Source organism: Aquimarina sp. ERC-38 (assembly GCF_026222555.1).
GTDB lineage: Bacteria > Bacteroidota > Bacteroidia > Flavobacteriales > Flavobacteriaceae > Aquimarina.
On the sequence record NZ_CP098511.1, the window covers coordinates 2,467,359 to 2,490,911 of the forward strand.

Annotated in this window: 24 protein-coding genes; 12 read left to right on the top strand and 12 right to left on the bottom strand. The window is 34.8% G+C overall.

What is annotated here, in order from left to right:
• Nucleotides 1–42: 42 nt before the first annotated feature.
• The 4 genes from trmD to NBT05_RS10230 all read right to left on the bottom strand — a co-directional run bounded on the left by trmD (nt 43) and on the right by NBT05_RS10230 (nt 5,031).
• Nucleotides 43–717, bottom strand: coding sequence for a tRNA (guanosine(37)-N1)-methyltransferase TrmD (gene trmD, locus NBT05_RS10215; protein ID WP_265769767.1), 675 nt, complete (start codon nt 715–717; stop codon nt 43–45).
• A gap of 69 nt (nt 718–786) precedes the next feature.
• Nucleotides 787–1,404 (bottom strand): tRNA (guanine-N1)-methyltransferase, encoded by a 618-nt coding sequence (locus NBT05_RS10220; RefSeq protein WP_265769768.1) that lies wholly within the window; start codon nt 1,402–1,404, stop codon nt 787–789.
• A gap of 625 nt (nt 1,405–2,029) precedes the next feature.
• Nucleotides 2,030–3,478, bottom strand: a complete 1,449-nt coding sequence (locus tag NBT05_RS10225; protein ID WP_265769769.1) for a glyceraldehyde-3-phosphate dehydrogenase — start codon at nt 3,476–3,478, stop codon at nt 2,030–2,032.
• A gap of 128 nt (nt 3,479–3,606) precedes the next feature.
• Nucleotides 3,607–5,031: a trypsin-like peptidase domain-containing protein gene (locus tag NBT05_RS10230; RefSeq protein WP_265769770.1), complete on the bottom strand. Its 1,425-nt coding sequence runs from the start codon at nt 5,029–5,031 to the stop codon at nt 3,607–3,609.
• Between the two features lie 162 nt (nt 5,032–5,193).
• Between NBT05_RS10230 and dapF the strand changes: the two genes are divergently transcribed.
• From dapF to NBT05_RS10250, 4 genes are all read left to right on the top strand, one after another.
• A complete protein-coding gene (gene dapF, locus NBT05_RS10235) occupies nt 5,194–5,979 on the top strand; it encodes a diaminopimelate epimerase (RefSeq protein WP_265769771.1) in 786 nt (261 codons plus the stop codon).
• Nucleotides 5,973–6,497: a GNAT family N-acetyltransferase gene (locus NBT05_RS10240; RefSeq protein WP_265769772.1), complete on the top strand. Its 525-nt coding sequence runs from the start codon at nt 5,973–5,975 to the stop codon at nt 6,495–6,497. Before dapF ends, NBT05_RS10240 begins: the two co-directional genes overlap by 7 nt.
• Nucleotides 6,487–7,530, top strand: coding sequence for an endolytic transglycosylase MltG (gene mltG / locus NBT05_RS10245; RefSeq protein ID WP_265769773.1), 1,044 nt, complete (start codon nt 6,487–6,489; stop codon nt 7,528–7,530). The genes NBT05_RS10240 and mltG overlap by 11 nt, the downstream gene beginning before the upstream one ends.
• 572 nt (nt 7,531–8,102) lie before the next feature.
• A complete protein-coding gene (locus NBT05_RS10250) occupies nt 8,103–8,771 on the top strand; it encodes a peptidoglycan-binding protein LysM (RefSeq protein ID WP_265769774.1) in 669 nt (222 codons plus the stop codon).
• On the opposite strand, the gene NBT05_RS10255 is transcribed toward NBT05_RS10250, so the two are convergent.
• The 4 genes from NBT05_RS10255 to dnaA all read right to left on the bottom strand — a co-directional run bounded on the left by NBT05_RS10255 (nt 8,768) and on the right by dnaA (nt 13,010).
• Nucleotides 8,768–9,499, bottom strand: a complete 732-nt coding sequence (locus NBT05_RS10255) for an SAM-dependent methyltransferase (protein ID WP_265769775.1) — start codon at nt 9,497–9,499, stop codon at nt 8,768–8,770. The genes NBT05_RS10250 and NBT05_RS10255 overlap by 4 nt on opposite strands.
• A gap of 4 nt (nt 9,500–9,503) precedes the next feature.
• On the bottom strand, nt 9,504–10,904 hold the full coding sequence (locus NBT05_RS10260) for a PQQ-dependent sugar dehydrogenase (RefSeq protein ID WP_265769776.1): 1,401 nt from the start codon (nt 10,902–10,904) through the stop codon (nt 9,504–9,506).
• Nucleotides 10,905–11,052: 148 nt separating this feature from the next.
• Nucleotides 11,053–11,517: a low molecular weight protein-tyrosine-phosphatase gene (locus NBT05_RS10265; RefSeq protein ID WP_265769777.1), complete on the bottom strand. Its 465-nt coding sequence runs from the start codon at nt 11,515–11,517 to the stop codon at nt 11,053–11,055.
• A gap of 65 nt (nt 11,518–11,582) precedes the next feature.
• Entirely contained in the window at nt 11,583–13,010 is a 1,428-nt protein-coding gene (gene dnaA / locus NBT05_RS10270) for a chromosomal replication initiator protein DnaA (RefSeq protein ID WP_265769778.1), read from the bottom strand.
• A 189-nt stretch (nt 13,011–13,199) separates the two neighbouring features.
• Between dnaA and NBT05_RS10275 the strand changes: the two genes are divergently transcribed.
• Nucleotides 13,200–13,616: an acyl-CoA thioesterase gene (locus NBT05_RS10275; RefSeq protein WP_265769779.1), complete on the top strand. Its 417-nt coding sequence runs from the start codon at nt 13,200–13,202 to the stop codon at nt 13,614–13,616.
• Nucleotides 13,617–13,690: 74 nt separating this feature from the next.
• On the opposite strand, the gene NBT05_RS10280 is transcribed toward NBT05_RS10275, so the two are convergent.
• Genes NBT05_RS10280 through ribD form a run of 4 tightly spaced genes read right to left on the bottom strand, consistent with a single transcriptional unit; the run spans nt 13,691 to nt 16,791 of the window.
• Nucleotides 13,691–14,362: an IMPACT family protein gene (locus NBT05_RS10280; RefSeq protein ID WP_265769780.1), complete on the bottom strand. Its 672-nt coding sequence runs from the start codon at nt 14,360–14,362 to the stop codon at nt 13,691–13,693.
• Complete coding sequence (locus tag NBT05_RS10285) at nt 14,302–15,174, bottom strand: EamA family transporter (RefSeq protein WP_265769781.1); 873 nt, start codon at nt 15,172–15,174, stop codon at nt 14,302–14,304. The genes NBT05_RS10280 and NBT05_RS10285 overlap by 61 nt, the downstream gene beginning before the upstream one ends.
• Entirely contained in the window at nt 15,171–15,779 is a 609-nt protein-coding gene (locus NBT05_RS10290) for an HAD family hydrolase (RefSeq protein WP_265769782.1), read from the bottom strand. Before NBT05_RS10290 ends, NBT05_RS10285 begins: the two co-directional genes overlap by 4 nt.
• Nucleotides 15,772–16,791, bottom strand: coding sequence for a bifunctional diaminohydroxyphosphoribosylaminopyrimidine deaminase/5-amino-6-(5-phosphoribosylamino)uracil reductase RibD (ribD, locus tag NBT05_RS10295; RefSeq protein ID WP_265769783.1), 1,020 nt, complete (start codon nt 16,789–16,791; stop codon nt 15,772–15,774). Before ribD ends, NBT05_RS10290 begins: the two co-directional genes overlap by 8 nt.
• A gap of 204 nt (nt 16,792–16,995) precedes the next feature.
• Here ribD and NBT05_RS10300 point away from each other — a divergent pair, with 204 nt between their 5' ends.
• The 7 genes from NBT05_RS10300 (at nt 16,996) to dapA (ending at nt 23,553) form a co-directional block, all read left to right on the top strand.
• A complete protein-coding gene (locus NBT05_RS10300) occupies nt 16,996–17,490 on the top strand; it encodes a GNAT family N-acetyltransferase (protein WP_322874172.1) in 495 nt (164 codons plus the stop codon).
• A gap of 2 nt (nt 17,491–17,492) precedes the next feature.
• A complete protein-coding gene (gene prmC, locus NBT05_RS10305; RefSeq protein WP_265773234.1) occupies nt 17,493–18,347 on the top strand; it encodes a peptide chain release factor N(5)-glutamine methyltransferase in 855 nt (284 codons plus the stop codon).
• A gap of 3 nt (nt 18,348–18,350) precedes the next feature.
• Nucleotides 18,351–18,944, top strand: coding sequence for a TIGR00730 family Rossman fold protein (locus tag NBT05_RS10310; protein ID WP_265769784.1), 594 nt, complete (start codon nt 18,351–18,353; stop codon nt 18,942–18,944).
• Nucleotides 18,945–18,963: 19 nt separating this feature from the next.
• Nucleotides 18,964–20,964 (top strand): NAD-dependent DNA ligase LigA, encoded by a 2,001-nt coding sequence (gene ligA / locus NBT05_RS10315; protein WP_265769785.1) that lies wholly within the window; start codon nt 18,964–18,966, stop codon nt 20,962–20,964.
• A 367-nt stretch (nt 20,965–21,331) separates the two neighbouring features.
• The gene (locus NBT05_RS10320; protein ID WP_265769786.1) at nt 21,332–22,024 is read left to right on the top strand and encodes a hypothetical protein; all 693 of its coding nucleotides are present in this window, start codon (nt 21,332–21,334) and stop codon (nt 22,022–22,024) included.
• Between the two features lie 119 nt (nt 22,025–22,143).
• A complete protein-coding gene (locus NBT05_RS10325; protein ID WP_265769787.1) occupies nt 22,144–22,668 on the top strand; it encodes a DUF6913 domain-containing protein in 525 nt (174 codons plus the stop codon).
• On the top strand, nt 22,669–23,553 hold the full coding sequence (dapA, locus tag NBT05_RS10330; protein WP_265769788.1) for a 4-hydroxy-tetrahydrodipicolinate synthase: 885 nt from the start codon (nt 22,669–22,671) through the stop codon (nt 23,551–23,553).

The following is a 23,553-nucleotide window of genomic DNA, read 5'->3' on the forward strand; positions in this document are numbered from 1 at the left end:
TCAATACTAATATCTCAATACTCAATACTAACAAAACAAAACCTACTCCAACAAATCCGGTCTTCTTTCTTGAGTACGTTTGTAGGCCTCGTTTTCCCGCCATTCTTCTATCTTAGGAAAATTACCTGATGTTAATACATCCGGAACTTTCCAACCTTTATATTCCGCGGGACGGGTATAAATTGGGGGGGCTAATAAATTATCCTGATAGGAATCGGTAAGGGCAGAAGTTTCGTTTCCTAACACTCCGGGAATCAACCGAATAATACTATCACATAATATCAAAGCACCCAATTCGCCTCCGGATAAGACATAATCACCTACGGATATCTCTTTGGTAATAAAATGATCCCGTACTCGCTGATCTACTCCTTTATAATGACCACAAAGGATAATAATGTTTTCATACATAGAAATTTGATTGGCCATAGGTTGGCAAAGCGTTTCCCCATCCGGGGTCATATAAATAATTTCGTCATAAGACCGTTCTTTCTTAAGGTTACTGATGCATTTATCAATGGGTTCTATCATTAGTACCATCCCGGCGCCTCCACCAAATTGATAGTCATCTACCTGTCGATAGGTATTAGTCGTATACTCTCGTAAATTATGGAGGTGTATGGAAACCAATCCTTTGTCGATAGCTCTCTTTAAAATCGAAGCTTCAAACGGGCTTTTTAGAATATCCGGGACTACGGTAATAATATCAATTCGCATTTTGTAAAGGTACAAAAAGGCAGAATGCTTCGGTTTATTTTAAAGGAAGGAAGATACCTAAAGTACCTGTTATTTTGTACCGGCTTTTCTTTGCTTGTTGATTTCGTCTTGAAGTTTTCGCATTACTTTCTGCTCACGTTCCAGTGAGCGTCTCCTGTGATCTTCAAATTCAACTTCGGTTTCTGCTAATGCTTTTTTAGCTCTTACAGTAACTGCATTACTATTTTTAAATTGAAAAATAAAGAATGCTAGCAAGGCCAGTAATACTCCAACAATACTCCACATCATGGTTTTATAAGAAGATTTAGTCATTGCAACGCCCATAAAATTCATATTGTCCTTTTCTTCACTAACTGCTTCTAAGTCTTTATTAGTATCTCCCAGTGAAGTTTGTAAATCATTGATGGTAGTTTCCTGCTTTGCAATTTCTTCCCTGGCAGTACTCAACTTATCTTCAAGGGTTTTTAAGGTATCAATAGTATTAGCCTTTAACTTATCCATCCAGGTACGTTTTACTACCTTATATTCCTGATAGCGACCGGATTTTCTGATTACCATATCAAACTGCTTTTCTATACTTTCTTGTCGTAAAGCCTGCCCTGCCGTCATAGCTTCTTCCTGAGCAGTCATCACGTTAATCGAACAAAAACTTAATGTTAAAAGTAAACAGGATATTAGTAATTTCATGAATTTAAATTTTAAGCCATCTTCTACAGGAATCAACATTTTGCGCTGTAGAAAAGTTGAGGATTTGTGATTTCTTGAAAATGTTAATAACTCGAACAAATATACAATAATGTCTATAAATTAAAATATTTTAATTGCTTTGTTCAAAATGTTTTTGAACGCAATCCATCACCATTTTTCGTTGGTAAAACTTATGCGGAAAGTGGCAATTTTTCTATTTTACGAAGAGTATATTATAATAGTAGTGTCCGGTTAAAGTTTATCAAGCTTTGTAAAATAAGGTAATTTTATACTTTAAAATATTTAAAAGTTACTTCTCTAACTTTTTTAATAGTAACCTGGTTTTAAGGTTAATAAGGCTTTATTTTACAACAGCATTGGTGTGTCAAAATTAACTCAACTATTTTATTTACAGCTATCTATCCTATCCTAAATCCTTTCCAAAGGAAAGAACTTTTAGCTACCTTCCCTTTGAGAAGGGCTGGGGATGGGATTGATTTACATAATTTAGAATCATCTACGCTATTTTAAACTAGAGCCTTAGTCTTGATTCTTGGTTCCAGAAGCGATAGCGACCTGCCCGTCCGCAGGCGGGTCTTGAATCTATACCGGACACTAATGATTTTTAATAATAAGTAAACCTTCTAACCTTAGCGATGTATTTTGCCAGCCGAATGACTTGATGGCTGTATCCATATTCATTGTCGTACCAAACGTATACTACGGCATTTGTTCCTTCTTTATTAGTCAAAGTTGCGTTACTATCAAAAATGGCCGGGGCAGAGGTGCCTACAATATCACTAGAGACCAATTCGTTATTTAAGGAGTACTTAATTTGTTCTACCAGGTTACCTTCTAAAGCATATTTTTTAATTCTTTTATTAATTCCGGCTACGCTTACTTTCTTCTTAAAAGTAAGATTTAAAATCGCTAAAGAGCCATTGGGAACCGGCACCCGAATCGCATTTGAAGTCAATTTGCCTTTAAGAGAAGGTAGTGCTTTTGCCACTGCTTCACCTGCCCCAGTTTCGGTAATCACCATGTTTAAAGCGGCTGCTCTTCCTCTACGGTATTTTTTGTGCATATTGTCTACCAGGTTTTGATCATTAGTATATGCATGTATTGTTTCCAAATGACCATTTACAATTTCAAATCCTTCGTCCAGTACCTTTAGGATAGGAGTGATGGCATTTGTAGTACAAGAAGCTGCTGAGAAGACATCAATTTTATCCGGATCGTATTCTAATTGATTGACTCCATGTACGATATTCGGAACTTCTTTTGCAGGAGCTGTAAGAAGTACTTTTTGAACTCCTTTTGCAGAAAGATGCCTGCTTAATTCCTCTTTATTTCTATACACCCCGGTATTATCTATCAGTAGCGCATCGATGATACCATGTTTTAAGTAATCCACAGATTCCGGGTTGTCCGCACTGATCATTTTGACGGTGGTACCATTAATAAGTAAGGCGCTATTTTTAATATCTACCTCAACGGTACCGGCAAAATCTCCGTGAATAGAATCATTTCTTAATAACGAAGCACGTTTTTCCAGAACATCCCGGTTGATGGCACCACGAGTAATGATAGCTCGTAATCTTAATTGACTGCCTTTACCGGTAATTTTCATTAATTCACGGGCAACCAAGCGTCCGATTCTACCAAAACCATATAGCACTACATCTTTAGGAACAATGGGTACAAACTTTCGAGCTTCTTTTAATTTATTCTGAACGAAGCGGTTGATAGAACCAAATTCATCACCTGATATGTGATTTTCAAAGGTAAGTTTGCCAATATCAATTTTGGAAGGAGGTAACTTCATTAATTTGATAGCCTGCGCAATTTCAACCGAATCAAAAATAGAAATAGGTTTTTCAACAAATTCACCCGCATATTCATGTAGGTTAATGATTTCGCTGACATTTTTATCAATCAACGGATTTCTAAAAAGTACTAGTTCAACCGCATTGTCATACCATAAATCACTTACTATTTTTATCAGAGAAACGGTAGCACGTCTTCTGTCAGCTTGAAAGGCAAGTTCTTTTTCGTATGTTTGATTACTGCTCATACCTGTTTTGGTTTTATAATTTTCTGAATGCTAAAGTATAAATTTCAAATGTTTTCGTAAGAGGTAAATAAAAAAATCCCAATAGGTTTTAACCATTGGGATTTTTAAATACTTATTAAATTTCTTTGTTAATCCTGAAAAACAAATTCTCTTTTCTCACCATTTTTATCAATCAAGCTTATAGTAATATCTTCATTCGGATATTTCTGATCAAGAATTTGTTTTACCTGAGCGGCATTATAAACTTTTTTACCGTCAATTTCGCTTATAATCAATCCAATGATATCGTAGCGTTGCATTTTAGGACTAATTGCTTTAGATATGACTACCCCATGATCTACTTTAAATCTTTTCAGATAATCTTTTGAAGGAATGTTTGCTATTTCAACCCCAATATCTCTAATAATATATGATTGAATTTCAAATTTAGATAAAGTTACCGGTACTACAATTTCTTTAGACTTCCGTACTACTTTTACCTTTATCACATCACTTGGACTTTTACTATTAACATATCCGGTCAAGTCAGAAAACTTTCGGATAGGTAGCCCATCAATCTCACGAATAACATCTCCTCTTTGTAACCCAGCTTTTTTGGCCCCGCTTTTTTCTTCAACTGAAGCAATAAAAACACCTTGTGAAACACTTATATCAAAAGCTTCTTTGACTTCCGGGGTAATATTGTCCCCTGTTATTCCTAAAATACCACGTTGTACATCTCCAAACTCCAGAATATCATTTACAATTTTTTTAGCATTGTTAGAAGGAACTGCAAAAGCATATCCTACATAACTACCTGTTTGTGATGTAATTGCTGTATTGATACCAATTAGTTCCCCTTTAGTATTTACTAAGGCTCCACCACTATTTCCAGGATTTACCGCAGCATCCGTTTGGATAAAAGATTGTGTATTATTATCCGTTTCGTCCAGGTCTCTGGATTTTGCGCTGATAATCCCAGCGGTTACGGTAGAAGTTAAATTAAACGGATTACCTACCGCTAATACCCATTCTCCAATTTTAGCCGTATTAGAATCTCCGAAGGGAATATACTTTAGTTTTTCATCGGCATCAATTTTTAAAACTGCAATATCTGCTTGTGGAGCTTTCCCAATTACTTTAGCTTTATAGCTTTTGTTGTTATTAAGAGTAACTTCCAGGTCATCTGTTCCTTTAATTACGTGATAATTGGTTACAATATATCCGTCTTCGGTAATAATAACCCCGGATCCAGCACCTTGTATCGTTCGCTGCTCTTCTCCCTGATTACTAAAATATTCCATAAAGTTACGGGGAGTTCTTCGGGTACCGTATTGTTTTACGTGTACTACTGCATTCACCGTTCTTTCGGCAGCTACCGTAAAATCAATACTTTCTGCGGCAGCAGCTGAATTAGTATTATTTGTATAAGTAACCGGTATATAATTGGTTTCAGGTAATGAAGTTGTTGTTGCAACTTCTTCACCTTTAGGTTCCAAAAATAGTTTATACGATAATAAGGTAACACCACCTGCCAGTAAAGCTACCAAAAACAAGCTTAAAAACTTTTTCATATTTCTTTTCCTTTTGTTTTCAATTAGTGTTTCATTTTTAAGACTTATCAAGTCTCTTAAAATTACAAATTTCTATACTTCTTTTCTACTTTTAACTCCTTGTTAACAATATGCATTTTTCAACTTTCTTTGTACCTTTACCTGCCGTTTTAAAAAGCAAAAATGAAAATTCCATTTTATAAATATCAAGGTACCGGAAATGACTTTGTCATTATTGATAACAGGTCTCTACGTTTATCCAAAAATGATACCAAAATGATTAATCACTTCTGTGACCGTAAGTTTGGGATTGGTGCTGATGGATTGATGTTTTTAGAAAATGCTGATACCAATAATGATGATTTTAAAATGGTGTATTTTAATGCAGATGGAAACGAAAGTTCTATGTGTGGTAATGGCGGAAGGTGCCTGGTTGCTTTTGCCAGAGATCTGAACCTAATTACAACTACTGCCAATTTTACAGCTATTGATGGCCCTCATCATGCCATAATCGACGGAGATCAGGTAAAATTACAAATGAAGAATGTATCTGATCTTAAGATACATGAAGGATTTACATTTCTGAATACAGGATCACCTCATCATGTTGAAATTGTAAAGGACCTTGAAAATTTTGACGTGTTTGCGAACGGAAGAAAAATTCGGGAAGGGGCACCTTATTTTAAAGAAGGAACTAATGTGAATTTTGTAGAGCAAGAAAATCCTCATACTTTTTCAGTGCGTACGTATGAAAGAGGGGTCGAAAACGAAACTTTATCCTGTGGTACTGGTGTTACTGCGGTAGCATTAGCCATGCATGCACAAAATAAAGTAAAAAGTACGGAAGTTACCATCAAAACTCCCGGAGGCGAACTAGTAATTAATTTTGAAAAAACAGAAAATGGATATCAACAAGTATATCTAACCGGACCTGCCCTACAGGTGTTTAAAGGTGAAATTACATGGTAACCCTGAAGGATAATCAAATTCAATTAAGGCCTCTTGAACCGGAAGATTTGAATTTGTTATACACTATTGAAAACGATGAATCCGTGTGGGAGGTAAGCGATACCCAAACTCCATATTCCCGATCCGTTTTAAAAAAATACCTGGATAATGCACATTTGGATATTTATGAGACAAAACAACTTCGACTGGTCATTACTACGAGTCACAATCAACCGGTAGGGCTTATTGACCTATATGATTTTAATCCGAGACATAAAAGAGTAGGGGTGGGGGTTTTAATTATAAAGAATGAACAAAATAAGGGGTTTGCAAAAGCTGCTATCCAACTGGTTGACAACTTTACATCCTCTCATTTGCAGGTACATCAGTTATATGCTACTATCGCTTGTACTAATAGTGCCAGTATTTCCCTTTTTGAAAGTTTAGGTTTTCATAAAACCGGGGTTCGTAAAGATTGGAATTTTTACAATTCAAGATTTATAGACGAATATTTATATCAAAAGATACATGTACATTAAAAAGATTATTTTACTTATTGCTATTATCGGGTTACTTGCCGGAGGATGGTTTGCTTATTATGTATACAACGCAGTTTTTGCTCCTAACACCAATTTCGAAGAAGAAAAAGTTGTCCTGTTTATTCCTACTGGTACGGATGCTTCCGGACTTCAAAAAATTATCCGGCCTTTCCTTAACGATCTGCCTACTTTTTTTCGTATCGCCGAAAAAAAAGGATATCTAAGCAATATTAAACCCGGAAAGTATGAAATTGAAAAAGGATTAAATAATAACGAAATTATAAATACCTTAAGAAGTAAAAACAAAGCCATTCGGGTTCAGTTTAACAATCAGGAACGCTTGGAAGCGCTTGCCGGAAGGATTGCCAACCAAATTGAAGCGGATAGTATTGCCTTAATACAAGCTTTTAAAGATCAAAATTTTCTCGCTGACCATGATTTTAATCTAAATAATGCACTGGCAATGTATATTCCGAACAGTTATGAATTTTTCTGGAATACTTCAGCAGTTGAATTTAGAGACCGAATGTTTAAGGAATATCAGCGATTCTGGAATACTAACAGAAAAGAAAAGGCAACTACACTTGGATTAAATCCTAATGAAGTAAGTATCGTAGCATCTATTGTTCAAAAGGAAACAGCTAAGTCTGACGAAAGGCCTCGGGTTGCAGGAGTGTACTTAAACCGGTTAAAAGATAAATGGAAATTAGAAGCCGATCCTACGGTTATTTATGCAATTAAACACACAACAAAAAAATGGGATACGGTAATAAAACGGGTTTTGTTTAAAGACCTAGAACTAGATAGTCCTTATAATACATATAAATATATGGGGTTACCACCGGGTCTTATCAGTATGCCGGATATTTCTTCGATTGATGCGGTCCTTAATAAAGAAAACCATGATTACTACTTCTTTGTAGCAGATGTACAAAACTTCGGGTACCACAAATTCGCTAAAAACTTACGACAACATAACAATAACCGGAAAGAATACATTCAATGGATTAACCAGCAAAGAATCCGAAGGTAAAAAGAATTTTATTTGCTTATCTAAAAAATTTCAGGTTATGGTTTGCTTTTTCGCAACCATATAGAACTCAACTTAGTGTAACATATTAGCTTATTTTAAAGTCAATAATAAGTACAAAATAAGTAAGTATGACGTAATCACTACGACTAAAATCATACCTAAAATTAAAGAAAAAGGTATTTTATTTTATAAAGTACCTAGAAATCATTAAAAGGTACAAAATTTGTTCATTTGAAGTAAAAGTATGGTTTTTTTAACAAAATAATTAATTGTAGGAAAGTTTAAGAAAAATCTTACAAATTGTTTAGATGAAAAAGATTTAAAATTCTATATAAGTTAGATTTTTATCTTTAAAATACACAAAAATTGTTTTAAAATGTGAATAAGGGCAAAAGGGTAATCATTAGAACGTAATTAAAATTTTCTTATAATTTATTATAAACAATTGATAATTAGAATTTTAATAATTTTACGTTTTTGTCTTCTACATTAAAAAAAACCTTGTATCTTTGCAAATCCAAATTTAGAGTAGTGGGGAACATTCATTTGAATGACTACTTAAAATTTTTTATATGAAGAAAAAGTTGATCGGAATATCTGTGATTCTTACAACAGCAGGAATTATAGCAACGGGTTTTACCACAAAGAAACAACCGAATTACAGTTCTTATAGCACAGCTGGTTTGGATCTTTATTACCTGGCTCCTAATTTTAATGAAGTAGATGATTCTGAAACCAATACGTTTGTCACACCGGTATTAGGTAAAACATTCGATGGGTTTAAGGAAGCATTAGCTTTTAAAGAATCAAGGGGTAGTTATAAGGTGATTAATCAATTTGGTTATATGGGTAAATACCAATTTAGTAAAGGAACACTGGCACTAGTTGGAATTAAGAGTACACGGGAGTTTATGGCAAATCCTGAGTTGCAGGAAAAGGCATTCTATGCGTATGTATCCAGAAACAAATGGGTGCTTCGGAAGTATATCGAAAAGTATTCCGGTAAAATGATGAATGGTATTAAAGTGACAGAATCTGGGATTTTAGCTGCGGCACATCTGGCAGGGCCGGGTGCAGTCAAGGATTATTTAAAAAGCGGAGGAGTTGCTGGTTTTGAAGATGCCTACGGCACAACTATTCGTTATTATATGAAACGTTTTGGTGGATATGACACTTCTATCATTGTTCCAAATAGAAAAGCTAAAGCAAAAGTAAAAATCATATCTAAGGAAATTGTTTAATAATCCCTTTGTATAATAAAAATAGTCGGTCGCTTATGGAGTTCAATGGTCTCCATCTTCCAGTCTTCAATAGTTTTAGTAGCAATAAATTCGGTAGTCAGGGTGATATCGCTAGCAATGCATAACCTGGTATTTACATTAAGGTAGGTTATCAAATCCGTAACCATTTTATCGTTACGGTAAGGAGTTTCAATAAAAATCTGAGCTTGGTTTTTATCTAACGAAAGCTTTTCCAAAGCCTTAATTTTATTTTTCCTATCGTTTTTATCGATGGGTAAATATCCGTTAAAGGCAAAATTTTGACCGTTCATACCACTGCTCATCAACGCCAAAAAAATTGAAGAAGGTCCTACTAACGGTACTACTTTAATATCTTTTTCATGGGCTAGCTTTACGATCTCTGCTCCCGGATCTGCAATCCCCGGGCAACCGGCATCAGATAAGAGCCCAATAGATATTCCATTAAGACAAGGATTTAAATACTCAGGAATCTCTAGAGCATCGGTAAATTTATTTACCGTATGTACTATTAAAGAGCGTTGTGATTTACTAGGACTTACTTTTTTAATAAATCTTCTAGCGGGTTTTTCATTTTCTACGATGTAGTGATTTACCTGTTCTAATACTTTTTTTATTGAAATGGGCAACACTTCTAAAGGGACATCATCACCAAGCCGGGTAGGTATTAAGTATAATTTTCCTTTTGGGTCTAAAGGTTTGCTTTCCATAAAGTTATTCTATAACTATCTTTTTAGACAGTTTATTTTGCTCATAGTCTGTTAACTGAACAAAATATACACCTGAATTTAAATTGTCAATTATAAATTCGTTAGCCTTTTTATTTTTAAAATTCACCTTCTTTACTTGCTTACCCTGCACATCAAAAATAATAATATTTTTAATATTCTTTTCATAGGTAATACGAATTTGATCAGTCGCAGGATTAGGGTAAATTGAAAAATCGACAATATCCGGATTTTCAGATCCCAGCGTATTTTCATCAATAACCCGGTAAACTACTCCTCCGTAATCAATTATATAAAGTTCGTTTTTACTATCGATGCCAAAAGAAGAAATACCTCTGGTAATAGAAGAATTTACCCATGTAATCCCATCGTTCGTATTGTTACTATCAATGGTACCTATTTCATTAGTTAAATAATCACCAAAGATATACAATCCCTGTAAAGAAGGATATTGCGTACCTCTATACACATAACCTCCGGTAACAGACTTAGCCGAACCTACATGATTGTACGTGGCAATAGGATCAATTAAGGTTGTAAGATCGCTAGGACAGGCAGTGTCATCTCTTGTCGGATTAAACTTCTCACCACCTTCACGACAATCCCACCCAAAGTTTTGACCAGCTATATTACCCGGAGTTTTATTAATTTCTTCAAACGCATTTTGTCCTACATCAGCAATCCAAAGATCATTAGTTTGACTGTCAAATGAGAATCTCCAGGGATTACGAAGACCATAAGCCCAAATTTCATCAGCTCCTGCTTTATTAACAAAAGGATTATCTGATGGAATATAAGGAGCCGGAGCATCTACGTCTATTCGAAGAATTTTACCCAGGAGGTTATTTATATTTTGTGAATTTTCCATAGGGTCTCCGCCGCTACCTCCATCACCACTGGCAATGTAGAGTAGTCCATCTGTACCGAAGGTAATATCTCCTCCGTTGTGATTGCTAAAAGGTTGATTGAATTCTAATAGTATCAATTCAGAATTAGGGTCTGCCAGGTTCGGATTATTAGTATTTCTGGAAAATCTAGAAATACGAGTTGAAATTTGATTATTTGCTGAATGGGTATAGTTTACATAAAAAAAGCCGTTAGTAGCATACTCCGGATGAAAAGCTAGTCCCAATAAACCGGGTTCTCCACCTCTTCTTATAAAAAATACTCTGTCTTGGATATTTAAAAAATCAGCAATAGCGACCGTACCATTCTCTTCTATAATTTTGATAGCACCTTCCTGTTCAACTACAAATAATCTTTCGTCACCTGCATTTGTGACAAAAACAGGAAAGCTAAAACCATCTGCAACTAATTCAATATCAATATCTTGAGCGTATATAAAAGGAGATAAACATAACAGTATTATATAGATACAAGTTTTCATAGTGTTGTAAGTTTTAGAGATTGCAATTTTAAATATACTAAAACTTAAAGCTAAGCATGTTCTTTTTGGATTATATTATCAATATTGACCTGACTTCCAAAATTTTTGTTAAGATCTATAAAGCTAAATTCCAAACTTTATAAAAGGTTTATTCGGGTTTCTGTATATCTTCGGCAATCATATCGCAGGCCTGATTAATTATTTTAAAAACGTAGGTAAATCCCTGTTCTCCGCCATAATAAGGATCGGGAACTTCTTTTAAAGTTGGATCAGCAAGTACATCTAGTAATGAATGAACTTTATCTCTATCTTCCTGGGTTGAGGCTAAGGCTAGAACATTATGATAATTATCCTCGTCCATCGTATAAATCATATCATAAATTTCAAAATACTCAATTTTGAATTGATCTGCCTTTTGATTTGAAATATCAATATGATTAGCTTTGGCTACTTTAATAGACCTGGAATCCGGTGCTTTACCAACGTGGTAATTACCTGTTCCGCAGGAAGCCACTTTAAAGTTATCTGGATCCAGTTTAGATCGTAAGATACCTTCAGCTAGGGGAGAACGACAAATATTTCCTAAGCAAACCATTAAAATTTTAGTCTTCATAAAAAGAAATATTTAAGTCTTATCGATGATAAGACTAATACTTAAAGTTACTTTACCTGTATAAATTATAAAGTCAATTTTTTACCCAGGTCTTCTACGTATTTTTTAAACTGCTTATCTGTTGAAGATAGATTGTCTACGGTTTTACAGGCATGAAGTACCGTAGCATGATCACGTTTACCAATTTGAGTACCAATACTGGCAAGTGAAGCTTTGGTTAGTTTTTTTGCAAAAAACATGGCTAATTGGCGTGCCTGGACAATATGTCTTTTTCTTGTTTTGGATTGTAGGGTCTCTACATCCATTTGGAAATAATCACTTACTACTTTCTGAATATAATCAATAGATACTTCCCGTTTTGTGTTTTTTACGTAGTTATCTACAATAGCTTTAGCCAAATCAATAGTGATATCTTTTTTATTAAAAGAAGAGTGTGCGATTAACGAGATGATTGCCCCCTCTAACTCCCGGATGTTTGTTTTAATATTGTTAGCTAAAAATTCTACAATATTTTCGGGCATCTCTACACCATCCCGGTATAGTTTGTTTTTAATTATAGAAATTCGAGTATCAAAATCCGGTTGATGTAATTCTGCGGATAACCCCCATTTAAAACGAGAGAGTAAACGTTGCTCAATATCCTGCATATCTACCGGTGCTTTATCACTGGTTAGAATTACCTGTTTGCCATTTTGGTGCAAATGATTAAAAATATGAAAAAATACATCCTGAGTTCCAGCCTTACCTGATAATAATTGAATATCATCCACAATTAAAACATCAATGATCTGGTAGAAATGGATAAAGTCGTTTCTATTATTCTTTTTTACGGATTCAATATATTGCTGTGTAAATTTTTCAGCAGAAATATAAAGTACGGTTTTCTCCGGATAGTTATCTTTAATATTTACCCCAATAGCATGAGCTAAATGGGTTTTACCAAGTCCTACTCCTCCAAATATTAACAAGGGGTTGAAAGAAGTTCCGCCAGGTTTATTAGCAACCGCCATTCCGGCAGATCTTGCTAGCCGGTTGGAGTCTCCTTCCAGAAAGTTTTCAAAATTATAACTTGGATTGAGTTGCGACTCTACCTTTACATTTCTAATGCCTGGAATTACAAATGGATTACGTAATTCGGGATTTTTACTTTTGATAGGTACATCTACTTCCTGAGAACTTACGGCAGTACGATTTGCACTGGGTATCTTTTCAGTAAAAGGTTTTTTGTTACCGTAGGTGTTCTCCATTTTAATCACGTAAACCAATTTGGCCGTATCACCTAACTCACGGGTTAAAGAAACTTTTAAAAGATTTACATAATGTTCTTCCAACCATTCGTAAAAAAATTTACTGGGTACCTGAATACTCAATGCACACTCGGTAAGTTTAACTGCTTTTATAGGTTCAAACCAGGTTTTATATGCTTGTGGCGTAATATTATCTTCAATAAAAGACAGACAATTATCCCAGACTGATTGTGCAGTACTATTCATTGAAAGGTTGGATTATTTTTTAGGTATTAATATAAAAAGTCGGTTAATAACTTTTTCTCTTTCTGCCAGACAAATATGTGAACAAAAAATGTAAAAAAAAAACAAATTTAGGGTTGAATATTAATTATTTTTTTTGCATCATTGATCAAATTGCGAAACCATCAGGTAAATAATTTAATTCATAAAAATATGCAAATTAATTCGGAAACTCAAATAAAAGTTCGGTATTCTGAAACGGATCAGATGGGAGTGGTATATCACGGCAATTACGCACAGTACCTGGAATTAGCAAGAATTGATTGGTTAGCAAAGTTGGGTATCTCTTATAAAGAAATGGAAGCGGAAGGGATTATGTTACCAGTTTATGAAATTAGCTTTAAATTTAAAAAATCCGCTTTTTTTGATGACACATTAACAGTAAAAACGTACCTTAGGAAAATTCCTACTGTATCAATAATTTTTTCCTATGAAATCCTTAATCAACATGGCAAGTTATTAACAATTGCAACGACAACTTTGGTTTTTGTCAACAGTAAAACCCGTAAACCTATTACGTGTCCGGATTACATTTTAAAGGTTATTTCCGCAAAATTTAAGAATTTTTAAAGGATGTTTTTTAAAGTTAAATCCGTAAAAAACATTTTTAGATTAAAGAAGATAAACGAAGCGTTTGTTTTCTTTTAAGCTGGTTTTTTACAAGTAATCTTGTTTAATTTTGAAAATAAATTAAAAATAAGATCCAGATCTGATCGTAAAACTTCAATTTTAAAATTACATTCTTCCTCCATTTGCTTTTGAACGATCTTCAGACTATGCTTTTTTAAAATTCTCATTATCGTATTTAATTCTGAATAAGGAAAAATCAGAAGTAAAGAGCGGGTGATAGGTCTTTTTACTATAGAGCTTCCTTCAATAGCTAATTTTGCAGTCTTTTTATATGCTTGAATTAGTCCGCCAACCCCCAGTTTAGTTCCCCCGAAGTATCTGACTACGACTATGAAGATATTGGTAGTTTTACTAGCCTGTATCTGTCCATAGATGGGTAATCCTGCAGAATTAGAAGGTTCACCATCATCATTGACCCGAAAATAACTGTTTTCAATCCCTAACTGAAAAGCATAGCAGAAATGACCGGCATTTTTATGCTTCTTTTTTAATAACGCCAGATTAGTTTTTAAATCATCCTCGTTTTTTATAGGAAAGGTATACCCAAAGAACTTACTGGCTTTTTCTTTAAGAAGCACTTCCGGTCCTGGGGATGGTATGGTAAAGTAATAATCTATAGTTGTTTTTATTTTATAGCTAAAGCTACTAATAGAATACTTATTATTGCTAATCCGATTCCTATCCAATTTTTTAAGTGTAGCTTTTCTTTAAAAAAAAGCATTCCCATGAGGGTGGAGGTAATAAGTATTCCGACATTATTGATAGTAAAAGTAGTTGAACTATCCATACCCTCAAAGCGTAAAGCCCGGATCAAACAGTAAATAGATCCGTAATTAACAATACCTAGTGTCATACCGGCAATGATATTCTTTAGTTTTATAACAAGTGTTTTTCGAACTGCTTTATACAATAGAATTAGTAAACCAATGAAAGCAGCAACTCCAAATATAGTAGCCGAAAATATAGAAACCTCATCCTGAGAAACGTATTTATATTCTAAGTATTTAAGGCTGGTATCTATAATTCCGCTTCCTAAAAATACGAGTAAGGGATACATTAAATTTTTTCGGCTTACCTGTACCGTATCCTTACTTTTCATGGCAGTTAAATAAACCGAAATCAAGGCAGTGATAATACCAAATATTTTAATCCATTCAGTACTTTCTTTATATAATAAAATACCTACGATTATAGGAATGGCTAAACTCATTTTTGAAGCAACTGCGGCTACGGACAATCCGTTTTTTTGAGTGGTAATTGCCATTAGGTTAAAAACCGTAATAAAGATAATACCCAAAAGAAAAGCTCCGGTAAACCAATCTCTATAGGGAAATTCCTGTAGCGAGATCACCGTATCAGTAGCTAACCAACCGGATAGGCATGCTATAAAATAATTAAATATAATAGCTTGTAAATTATCTACTTCAAACCGGTGGAAAAGCTTAAAAAGTATAAAAATAACCGTAGAAGCAGTGATACTTAAGGCCAGATATATCAACGTAATGTAGTTTTTACCTTAAACAAATCAATAATGTCATCAGTTCCGGGGCGTAAGTTCCAGGTTTGAATCCCTAGTTTTTTAGCAACATCCGTATTTTCTTTGGTATCGTCAATAAATAAAACTTCGGTGGCTTTTAGGTCTTGTTGGTCCAGTACATATTTATATATTGCAGTGTCGGGTTTTCTTAAATGAATTTCATAAGAAAGATAAAAAACATCAAAGTAGGACTTAAACTCTTCGAAGTAAGGCACCTTCTTTTTTACCCAATTAATATGAGCTTCATTCGTGTTGCTCAGTAGTATTAACTTATATTCTTTAATAGCGGCCAGTTGTTTTAAAAATTCCAATCGGTACAATGGGAAGTCTTTTAAAATTGCATTCCAGGCGGTGCTTATCTGATCCGAGGTAGCTTCCGGAAACAGTTGTCCCATTGCTTCATAAAATTCCGAAGTACTCATCTTTCCAACCTCATAAGATTCTGCCAGGGAATGGATTTGTTGGTAATTATCTGCATTGCCTAGTTTCAAAAATTCTCGTTCGGTCGCTGTTTTGTCCAGGTTAATAAATACGTCTCCAAAATCAAAAAGTAAAGTTTTAATCATTATAGTATATAGTTAAGTGATCACCGTGAATGGTGGCAGTGTTTATCTTTCTTCCATTTGATAATACCGGTGCTTTTACCCCGGAAAATAAATTGCTATTTCCCCTGAATATTCGAGCTTCATCCCATATTCCGGATTCGATAAAAGATTGTAAAGTACGTCGTCCACCTTCAATAATTACCGATTGTAAATTCCGCTTATAAAGTTTTTTACAAAGTTGCTCTACAAAGTTTTCTTGGGGCGGTAAATGTATATATTTTAAGTTATTTATTTCTTTATCTTCTTTATTTGTGAAAATGTAAGTAGTCGCCTGGTCATTTAGAATTTTTGCAGTATCAAGGATACGGTTATTTCGGTCAATAGTAATACGTACGGGATGAGCTCCTTTCCAGTTCCGGGCTGTAAGTTCCGGGTCGTCTTTAAGTACGGTATTGGTTCCTACGAAGATGCCTTGCTCTTGTGTTCGCCATTGATGCACAAGTTGGCGTGAATAGGGGTTTGAGATCCAAAAAGGTTTGCCGTCAGCTTGTTGATTGGGAGCTATAAAACCATCTGAGGTTTCTGCCCACTTCAATATAAGATAAGGTCTTTTTTTTTGATGAAAGGTAAAAAACCTTTTATTCAGGTCGTCACAGATTTCTTTAAGGACATCCGTAACTACTTCGCAACCGGCATCTTTTAATTTTTGGATTCCGCTTCCGGCAACTTTAGCAAAAGGGTCTGTAGTACCTATGACTACCTTTTTAATTTGGCTTGCAATAATTAAATCCGCACAGGGCGGGGTACGTCCGTAATGGCTACAAGGTTCCAGGCTTACGTATAAGGTTGCTTTTTTTAAAATGTTTTTATCGGTAACACTTTGGATAGCGTGTACTTCTGCATGAGGTTTTCCTGCTTTTTGATGCCAACCTTCTCCGACAATTTTTTGATCATATACTACAACCGCACCTACCATAGGATTAGGATACGTAGTACCTAGTCCCTGTCGGGCAAGTTGTAAACATCTTTGCATAAATTTAGGATTTACTTCCATAGAGAAGAGACTTGTATAAAAGTTAAAAGATGTTGATAATATCTATTTTATAAGGTTGTCCTATGTAACGAATAGCAGTATATTTCAAAATTAAAAAATAAGTATATTCATGGATGATTGCCGGTTGTAAACAAAAGTAAATAACCATATTTAGATAAAGGCAATTTTTAGTAATAATAAGCAATGATGGATAGAGATTCTGTAGTAATCAGGCCCGTACAACCAGAAGATAATAAAGTGCTGGCAAAAGTGCTTCGTAAAGTATTAGTAGAAATGGGAGTACCCAAAAAGGGAACGGCTTATGAAGATACGGCCTTGAATTGTATGTATGAAACTTACCAGCATCCGCGAATGGCATATTTTGTAGCAGTTGATAAAGGAGAAATTTTAGGTGGAGCCGGAATCGCACCCTTACCCAATGAGGAAGAAGGAATTTGTGAATTACAAAAGATGTATTTTTTACCGGAACTCCGGGGAAAGGGCATAGGTAGCCGGATGATGGAAACCTGTCTGGATTATGCAAAACAGCAAAAATTCGAGAAGTGTTATCTGGAAACCATGCCTACCATGACCGAAGCCAGAAAGTTATACAAAAGAACCGGTTTTACGGATATCACCGGACCGATGGGAAATACCGGACATTACAATTGTCAGGCCTGGATGCTAAAAACACTTTAAAGTTGAATGTAAGAGAACTACGAGAAGCCTTTATAAAGCAATTAATACCTATATACGGTATTGATGAGGCACAATCCTTTTTTTATCTGGCAAGCGAAAAATGGTTAAAAAAATCGCGTGTTCAAATTGTTATTGATAGTTCTGAAGAAATTGATTTACAAGAAGCATCTCTTTTTAAGGATGCTTTAGAACGACTTAAAAAAGAAGAACCTATTCAATATATCCTGGGAGAAGCTTTTTTTTATGATACTTATTTTAAAGTAAATAAAAATGTCCTAATTCCACGACCGGAAACCGAAGAACTGGTACGTTGGATTATACAAGATGTAAAATCTATAGGAAATTATAAAACGAACATCCTGGATATTGGTACAGGAAGCGGATGTATTGCTGTTACCTTAGCCAAAAAATTAAAACAAGCGAGTGTAAGTGCTATGGATATTTCAAAAGAAGCTTTACACATTGCAGTTAAAAATGCAGAAGCACAAGAACAAAGAATGCATTGGATCCAAAAAAATATTTTAACTACGGATCAGTTACCGGACACCTATCAGGTTATCGTTTCAAATCCCCCTTATGTGAGATGTATGGAAAAAGAACAGATGCAGGCAAACGTTCTTGCATATGAACCCGGGTTAGCACTATTTGTAGAAGATCATAATCCGTTGTTATTTTATCAAAAAATAGCCGAACTTGGTACAAAACATTTAGTAAAAGGCGGGCATCTTTATTTTGAAATCAACGAATACTTAGGATCGGAGACTATGAGGCTTTTAGAGAAAATAGGATATCAGGATATACAATTAAGAAAAGATATGTACGGAAAGCATCGATTTATTCGGGCAACTAATAAATAAACAATGAAACAATTCAAATCCATCTGTGTATTTTGCGGAAGTAGTGAAGGTAAAGACCCTGACATTCTTCAAGCTGCATATGAATTAGGAACCATATTGGCCGAGCGTAACATTGAACTGATTTATGGCGCGGCCAAAATTGGGGTTATGGCACGGGTGGCTAAGGGCGTTCAGGATCATCAAGGTAAAGTTACCGGGGTTATTCCTAAATTTCTAACCACCAAAGAAGTAGTTCACGAGGGGTTAGATGATTTAATAGTGACCACAACTATGCATGAACGTAAAACAAAAATGCATGAGCTCAGTGATGCTTTTATTACCTTGCCGGGAGGTTTTGGTACCTTAGAAGAGCTTTTTGAAATTATTACCTGGGCGCAACTAGGATTGCATCAAAAACCGATAGGATTGTTAAACATAAACGGATTTTACGATCCGCTGGTAAACATGTTATCTACTATGGTTTCCCAGAAATTCTTAAAACAAGAAAATATGGATTTACTCTTAGTTGCAGATACTAACAAAGAGTTATTCCGTAAAATAGAAGCGTATCAACCTACGGTAGTACCTAAATGGTTAAATTCTTTACCAAAAACCTAATAAATAGCATCAAGGGTTTATGAACATTCAAGAAAAAATACAATCGCTCAGGGAAGAGTTGCGTAAGCATAATTATCAATATTATATTTTAGACCAACCTACCTTAAGTGACTACGAATTTGACCTTAAATTAAAAGAACTACAGGATTTAGAGCGTGCACACCCTGAATTTTTTGATGAAAATTCGCCTACACAAAGGGTAGGGGGCAGTATTACTAAAAACTTTGAAACCGTAGTACATGAATACCGAATGTACTCTTTGGATAATTCATATTCTCTTGAAGATTTGTTGAATTGGGAAAAGCGTATAGAAAAGATTGTTGATGGTCAGATTACCTTTACCTGCGAACTAAAGTACGATGGTGCTTCTATTAGCTTGTTGTATGAAAATGGGAAATTAATGAATGCCGTGACTCGTGGTGACGGGATACAGGGAGATAACGTAACGGCTAATGTAAAAACCATCCCCTCCGTACCATTACAATTACAAGGCGACTATCCTAAGCGTTTCTATATCAGGGGAGAAATTGTACTTCCGTATGAAGGTTTTGCTACATTAAATAAAGAACGGATAGAAGCCGGAGAAGAGCCGTATGCAAACCCACGTAATACGGCTTCCGGAAGTTTAAAGTTGCAAGATAGTGCAGAAACTGCCAAGAGGCCGTTGGATTGCCTGTTATATAACATTAAAGGAGAGCGATTGTCAATTACTACACAATTTGAAAGTCTTCAAAAAGCCAAGGCATGGGGTTTTAAAGTTCCGGATACGGCAAAATTGGCAACCTCTGTTGAAGATATTATGAAATTTGTTGAATATTGGGATACGCATCGCTATGATTTACCTTATGAAACGGATGGAGTAGTGATTAAAGTAAATAATTTGTATCAGCAGGAAGAACTTGGTTTTACCGCTAAAGCTCCCAGATGGGCGATGGCCTATAAATTTAAAGCCGAACAGGCAACTGCAATCCTACGAGAAATAACTTACCAGGTAGGTAGGACCGGAGCCATCACCCCAGTGGCAAATTTGACTCCGGTACAATTGGCAGGAACTACGGTAAAGAGAGCTTCTCTGCATAATGCAGATCAGATTGAAAAGTTAGATATACGTGAAGGGGATTCGGTTTATGTAGAAAAAGGAGGTGAAATTATTCCGAAAATTGTAGGAGTTGACTTTACATCCAGACCAGCGGATTCACAGCCAACTCAATATATCCACCAGTGCCCGGAATGTGCTACGCTACTTATCAGAAAAGAAGGTGAAGCGCAACATTATTGCCCTAATTTTGAAGGTTGTCCGCCACAGATCATTGGGCGTATACAACATTTCATATCCAGAAAAGCCATGGATATTGACGGAATGGGAGCAGAAACAGTAACTCTTTTAGTCAAGGAAGGTCTAATTATTAACTACGCTGATCTTTACCAATTACAAAAAGAACAATTATTGCCCCTGGAAAGAATGGCAGAAAAGAGTGTGGATAACCTAATAAAAGGTATTGAAGCTTCTAAAAATATTCCTTTTGAAAGAGTCTTGTTTGCATTAGGTATTCGTTATGTAGGAGAAACCGTAGCTAAAAAACTGGCAAATCATTTTAAAAATATACATACTTTATCAATAGCTCTACCAGAAGAAATGGAACAGGTAAACGAAATCGGAAGTCGTATTGCAGAAAGTGTGTTTGAATTTTTCCAAAACCCGGAAAATCGTAAGACCGTTGATCGATTACAGTCTTACGAACTACAGTTAGCCATATCCGAAGAGACTCTAGCCAATCGATCCGATAAATTACAGGGTAAAACTTTTGTGATTTCAGGAGTGTTCAGTCAGGTTTCCAGGAATGAATTAAAAAAGATACTGGAAGATAACGGAGGAAAAGTAGCCAGTGCGATTTCTTCTAAAACAAGTTATCTTGTTGCAGGGGAGAATATGGGACCAAGTAAATTAGCTAAAGCCGAAAAATTAAAAGTGCCTATGCTAAACGAAAGTGAAATTCTGGAAATGATCGCAACCGTTTAAAAGCAAGTAGGTTTCTCAATAGCTCTAATGGTACCATACTTCTTCTTCTTCTTTTTCCTTAAATTATAATTCTCTTGTAGTAAGCGCGGATTTTACCATTTTCATGGACCATTTATAAGCTTATTTTCAAACCTATATTATTAAAAACCAATAAGTCTACGGTTTTGAATTGATTTTTTCCCATAATTATACATGAGATCACTTCATATATTAAGAATATAATAGTTTGAAATTTTTAGTTAAAATAAAGCTATATTTTTAATATTTTTACAACTTAATTATGGATTAACCGTAAAAATTTTATATTTTTCCGTTTTATTTTATTCTTACAAAGAATCATAAATATATAAATGCTTTTACACAAATCTTGGGACTCTTTCAACTTAAAATACCGTACCTTTTATTCTACAGTTCTTTATTTATAATAGCTACAACCATAGCTGTTTTTGAAAAGTTAACTCTAGTATATGTCAAACCTTTTGCTATTATTGCATTAATGTATCTATACCTTTCTCAAACCAGAAAGGTAAATCCATGGTATCTAGTCGGGATGGTAGCCTTATTCATAAGCGATATTTTTATTTCCATAAATTTTGAATATTATTTTGCTATGATCTCCCTGTTAATTACGTTCTTTTATATCAGTTTTTCTATGGTATTAAAAGATTTTATAACCTTTAAAGATTTCAAACTAGCAGACCTGGTTTCTTTTCCGATTATCATCAGTTTATTACTGGTATTTTATATGATATATTCTATTACAGAATTGATTTGGCCTCATGTTTTAAGTTCTTTACTCTATCTGGTCATAATTTTACTTAGTCTCCTGGTGTTTGTAGGCTTATGTTTTTTAATTTATATCAGAGATCGTTATCAACATAATGTCTTATTGTTTGCATCTGCTTGTTGTTGCCTATTTGTTAATTCGCTATTGCCTATTAATGAATTATATTATTACACCAGGGTTTTTAGTATTATCCTCGCTATAACGCAGTTTACCAGTATCTTCCTGTTAACTCAATTTTTGATTGTTACTGACTTAAAGAAGCAATTTATATGAACTAAAAAGTTGTATGTTTCAATGATAACCTCATTTTTATAAAGTTTGCCTATTTGTACATAGGCTTAGGTACTGTTATCATAGTTAAAATAGCTACCTTTGTAGTTTATCCGTAACTTATGATCTTAAAAGGTTTTAAACAAAACGCATTAAAGCGAAGTATAGAATCTTATATTACAAAACGTAAAAAAGAAGCTTTCCATAAAAAAGGTATTGATAGTCTGGGGGTTCTGATTGACGCTTCGGCACCTGTTAATGTAGTATTATTATTAAAATTGGCTAATGAATTGGGAGTGCCGTCAGAAAAGTTAACGGTACTGGGGTATCAGGAAGATCAAAAGGAAATTACAGAAAGTCCCGATTCTTCTTATTATAATGATAAAGCAATTGGTGTAAACGGGAGCTTTAAAAGTAATACAGTCAATAATTTTATAAATCAACCTTTTGATGTATTGATTAACTTTTACGGTGAATCCAAACCTGCTTTGGATATTGTAGCCTCAGCCAGTAAAGCCCGGTTTAAGGTAGGGTTTGCGGCAATTGATCATCGAATTAATGATTTGGTCATTGGGGGTGCGGAAGGAGATAATAATTTGTTTATAAACGAGTTAAAGAAGTACTTAAAAATTTTAGAAATAATTTAAATGAAAGGTTTTTTACAAGGTACGGGAGTTGCATTGGTGACCCCTTTTTCAAGCGATTTATCAATTGATTATCCTGCACTGACTAATTTGATAGAATATAACATTGCCAGAAATGTAGACTACCTGGTAGTAATGGGAACTACTGCCGAATCTGCTACCTTATCAAAACCTGAAAAGAAAGAGGTAATTGCTCACATTCGGAAGGTAAACAGTAATCGTGTTCCTATGGTACTGGGCATAGGAGGAAACAATACGGAACAAGTACTTCAGGAAATTGAAGAAACGGATTTAGCTGATTTTTCGGCGATTTTATCTGTAGTTCCTATGTATAATAAACCAACACAAGAAGGTATATATCAGCATTATAAAAAGATTGCAGAATATGCTCCCCTTCCTATTTTATTATATAACGTACCTTCACGTACAGGTACTAATATGGAAGCTGATACCACCTTACGATTATCTAGTTTAACTAATATTATAGGGATTAAAGAGGCTACATCAGATATAGGTCAGGTATTAGCCATACTTAAAGACCGTCCTGAAGACTTTTTGGTAATATCCGGCGATGATATGCTTGCTTTATCCTTAGTGGCAGCAGGGGGTGACGGAGTGATCAGTGTGGTAGGTCAAGGCTTTCCAAAACAATTCTCTGAACTGATAAGTAACGGGATCGAAGGAGATCTTGCTAATAGTTATGAGCAGTTATTTCAGTTATTACCAGCTATAAATTACGCCTTTGAAGAGGGAAATCCGGCAGGTATTAAAAGTATTCTGGCAGCTAAAGATATTTGTAAACCATACGTTCGTTTACCTTTAGTAAAAGCTTCAAAAAAATTGGAGACTACTATTAAAGAATTTGTAAACCGCCTTCCTGTACAATAA